This is a genomic window from Streptomyces sp. ActVer, from assembly GCF_027270795.1.
Taxonomy (GTDB): domain Bacteria; phylum Actinomycetota; class Actinomycetes; order Streptomycetales; family Streptomycetaceae; genus Streptomyces; species Streptomyces umbrinus_A.
In genome coordinates this window covers 1-3,524 of the sequence record NZ_JAPWHT010000703.1, presented here as the reverse complement: position 1 = coordinate 3,524, position 3,524 = coordinate 1, and the positions used below count along the sequence as shown (strand labels likewise).

At 71.1% G+C, this 3,524-nt stretch carries 2 protein-coding genes and 1 pseudogene; all 3 read left to right on the top strand.

Annotation, left to right across the window (positions count from 1 at the left end; all coding sequences use genetic code 11):
• The coding region (locus O3Q52_RS50785; protein ID WP_269655195.1) for a hypothetical protein at nucleotides 1-1,462 on the top strand (1,462 nt) is incomplete at its 5' end.
• 139 nt (nucleotides 1,463-1,601) lie between these two features.
• On the top strand, nucleotides 1,602-2,480 hold the full coding sequence (locus tag O3Q52_RS50780) for a hypothetical protein (protein WP_269655194.1): 879 nt from the start codon (nucleotides 1,602-1,604) through the stop codon (nucleotides 2,478-2,480).
• A gap of 104 nt (nucleotides 2,481-2,584) precedes the next feature.
• A pseudogene (locus O3Q52_RS50775) lies at nucleotides 2,585-3,524 on the top strand (hypothetical protein); the annotation flags it as partial.

The window sequence follows — 3,524 nt, the reverse complement described above, 5'->3', positions numbered from 1 at the left end:
GGGCCCGGCCGCCGACGAGGGACTGGCGCGGCGGCTGCGCGCGCTCGCCTGCACCGCGCCGCTGCACGACCTCGACGTACGCAAGGCGAACCTCGCGGGTGAGTACTCGGTGTACGGGATGGCGGAGGTGGCCCTCGCCGCCATCGACCTCGTCACACTGAACATGGACTTCGACACGGGCGCCGACCACGACCAGATAGTGGCCAGGCTCATCCCGCGCATCGCCGCCCAGGCCCCACGCCGGCCCGTCGCCGAGCACGAACGCGTCGCCCGCTGGGTCCTGGAGAACCTCATCAACGTCGGCAGCGTCGACCGCGGCTTCCGGGCCGTATACGGCACGTTCGCGCCCGACGGTTCCTATGTGCGCCGGGACTACGACTTCAAGCTGATCGAGGAGGTGCCCGGCTACGGAGGGAGCGTGTATCTCCGTACGACGGACGAGGCGGTCAACGTGCTCGTGGGCGCCCTCGACACCGACGTCACCAGCGCGCAGATCGCCGCAGAGGTCAAGCTCGAGGTGCTGATCAGCCGCGGCCGGCTCGCGGACGCGCAGCTCGCCGCCGAGCAGGCCCGCTACCGGACCGTGCAGTACTCCGAGACGCTCCGCAGGGCGTTGGACGCGACCCGGCGCAACGTACGGGCGGTGGACTGGCTGCAGGCCGTGCCCGACATGATCGCCGAGGCGCTCGACCATGTCGCCGACCGCTATCGCCACGAGAACGCGATCCTCACGAACATCCGCAAGGCGCGGGACGAGTCGGAGGACGCCGAGCAGAAGCGGCGGGCCGCCGAACTCGTCGACATCGTCAAGGACTGCATCCGGCGGCACACACAGCTGCAGTCCCGTCTCCTGGAGGCCGGGCCGCTGTTCCGTGCCGAGCAGGACCGGCAGGCCTTCGCGACGCCCATGACGACGTCCGGGACAGATCTGTACGGGCATCTCGTCGCGCCCGTACTGCCGTTGCCCATGGAGCAGGCGCTGCGGGTGACCGACGCGTTCTTCGCCCGCGGGACGGGGCTTCGGACGCCCGCGTCCGTTCGGGTCGGGGATCTTGTCGATCTTCTGCTGACGCCGCCGATGGAGCGGGAGCATCTCGGTGCCGAGATGCCCGAGCCGGACCTGATCGCCACGCCGGACGACAGCCGGTTCAGCGAGGAGCAGCTCGCCGCCGCCATGGAACTGCTCGACCTGCCGGCCGACGCGCCGCGCCGGTTGTCCGGGCTGCTGGCCGACGCGCGGCGTCAGGACCCCGAGCTGCCCTATCTGCTCGCCCTGCTGGCCGTGCACGCGGCCAGTCCGCCGGTCGGTACGGCGTATCGGCAGGGTGAGGAGAAGCTGCTGTTCGCCGTGGACGACGGGACCGAGCTGGATGATCCGGAGTTCGGTGGGGCCGATCTGATCGTGGGGATGGCTTTGCTGGATGCGGTGGGGATGGCTGCGGACCGTAAGGATGCGGCGTGAACGCTCCGCTGGGTTCGCCGGGTGACTTCGGGTTGTTTGTGACCTGCGGGTCCTCCGTGGCTTGTCGCGCAGTTCCCCGCGCCCCTAAGGGGGCGCTTGTCCTCGGCCCCGTTTTCAAGTTCAGGGAGTTGCAGTCGTCGTGACCGAGCATGTCGAGTGGAGTGAGCCGGAGGCTGTCGCTCCTCCGGTGAGCAGCGCCGTCACTCCCGCCGACGCCGCTGATGCCGCGCGGCTCGTGGCCTTTGGGTTGCAGCCGAAGTTGCAGCCCGCGCGGGATCAGGAGTATGCCGAGTTGTTGCGGAGGTATCGGGAGGATCCGGCCTTCGCGCGGCTGGCCGATGCCGTGGCGACCGGGCTCGGGCTTGTGGTGCTCGAGGTGTCCCCGCGGGCGGGGATGGCGGTGACCGCGGCCGAGGACTCGGTGTTCGCCGTGCGGATGGGGGACTACGCGCGGCGGACGTCGGCCGACTCGGGGGACCGGTTCCTGCACGGGCTCGCGCATCTCGCGGTCGCCGCCATGGCGTTCCCGCGCCCGGAGGACCTCGCAGATGACGGGTACATCGGGCGGGTGTCGGTCAACGGCGTCGATGCGTTTGTGAGGCAGGCCTGTCGGCGGTTGGAGGAGCAGGCCGAGGTGCACGGGGAGAACACCGACCCGGCGACCGACGCACCGGGCCTGGAGGCCGCCTGGCGGATCTGGGCGCGACGCAGTTCCACCGGGGCCACCAAGGACGCCCGAAGACTCGCCGGTTCGACCACCGGCATCATCGGCAAGGCCGTCGCGTTCCTCACCGACTCGGGGTTCCTGCAGCGCACGGGGGACGACGGCGGGGGGACCTACCGGACGACCGCCCGCTACCAGCTCCAGGTACGGGACATGGCCGGCAGTGCCGCGATGGCCGAGCTGCTGGAGCTCGGCATCGTGCCGGTCACCGACGGCACCGCCAGCCTGCTGCCCGCCGAGGACACCGAGGATCTGGAGCTGGCCGCCGATGCCGGACTGCCGTTCCACTCGTGAACCGGCGGTCGGCCCACTGACCGGGACCCGCCGGCCCCGGTCCACCGCCCCGACCCTCTGACCGACCGTCCCAACTCCCTTTACGACTACGAGAGTCCGCCGCCATGTACGAGCTGTCCCGGGTCCGCCTCTACTCCATCGGGCCTGCCGGTGCGCGCTATGCCGACACCGTGCTGGACCTGCGGGGTGTCGGCGAGCCCGTGCCCGACCCCGCGCCCACGCAGGCGGAGTTCTTCGAGGAGGAGCCCGTCGGGCCGCCGCGCCGCCCCGCGCCCGCCGGTGTGCTCTTCCTGGAGAACGGCGGCGGCAAGTCCGTACTGCTCAAGCTGATCTTCTCCGTGATGCTGCCCGGCCACCGGAACACGCTGGGCGGCGCCAGTTCCGGCGTGCTGCGGAAGTTCCTGCTCGCGGACGACTGCGGGCACGTGGCGCTGGAGTGGCAGCACACGCTGACCGGCGAGTGCGTCGTGGTCGGCAAGGTCAGTGAGTGGCGGGGACGCCAGGTCTCCAACGATCCGCGGAAGTTCGCGGAGGCCTGGTACTCGTTCCGGCCCGGGCCCGGGCTGAGCCTGGACAATCTGCCGGTCGCCGAGGCCACTTCCGTGCGGCCGTCCGTCGAGGGCGCCTCGGGCGCGCAGGGGCGCCGGCGCACCATGAAGGGCTTCCGGGACGCGCTCACCGAGGCGGGCAAGGCGTACCCGCATCTCGAAGTGCACTGGGAGGAGATCCACGACCGCTGGATCGAACACCTCGGCGACCTGGGCCTGGACCCCGAACTCTTCCGCTACCAGCGCGAGATGAACGCGGACGAGGGCGAGGCCGCCGGTCTCTTCGCCGTCAAGAAGGACTCCGACTTCACCGATCTGCTGCTGCGGGCGGTCACCGACACCCGGGACACCGACGGGCTCGCGGACCTGGTCGGCGGGTTCGGCAACAAGCTGGGGCGGCGGGCCGAGCTGATCGCCGAGCGCGAGTTCACCGCCGGGCCCGTGGACCTGCTCGGGCGGACCGTCGAGGCGACCGGGACGCGTTCGCGCGCACGGG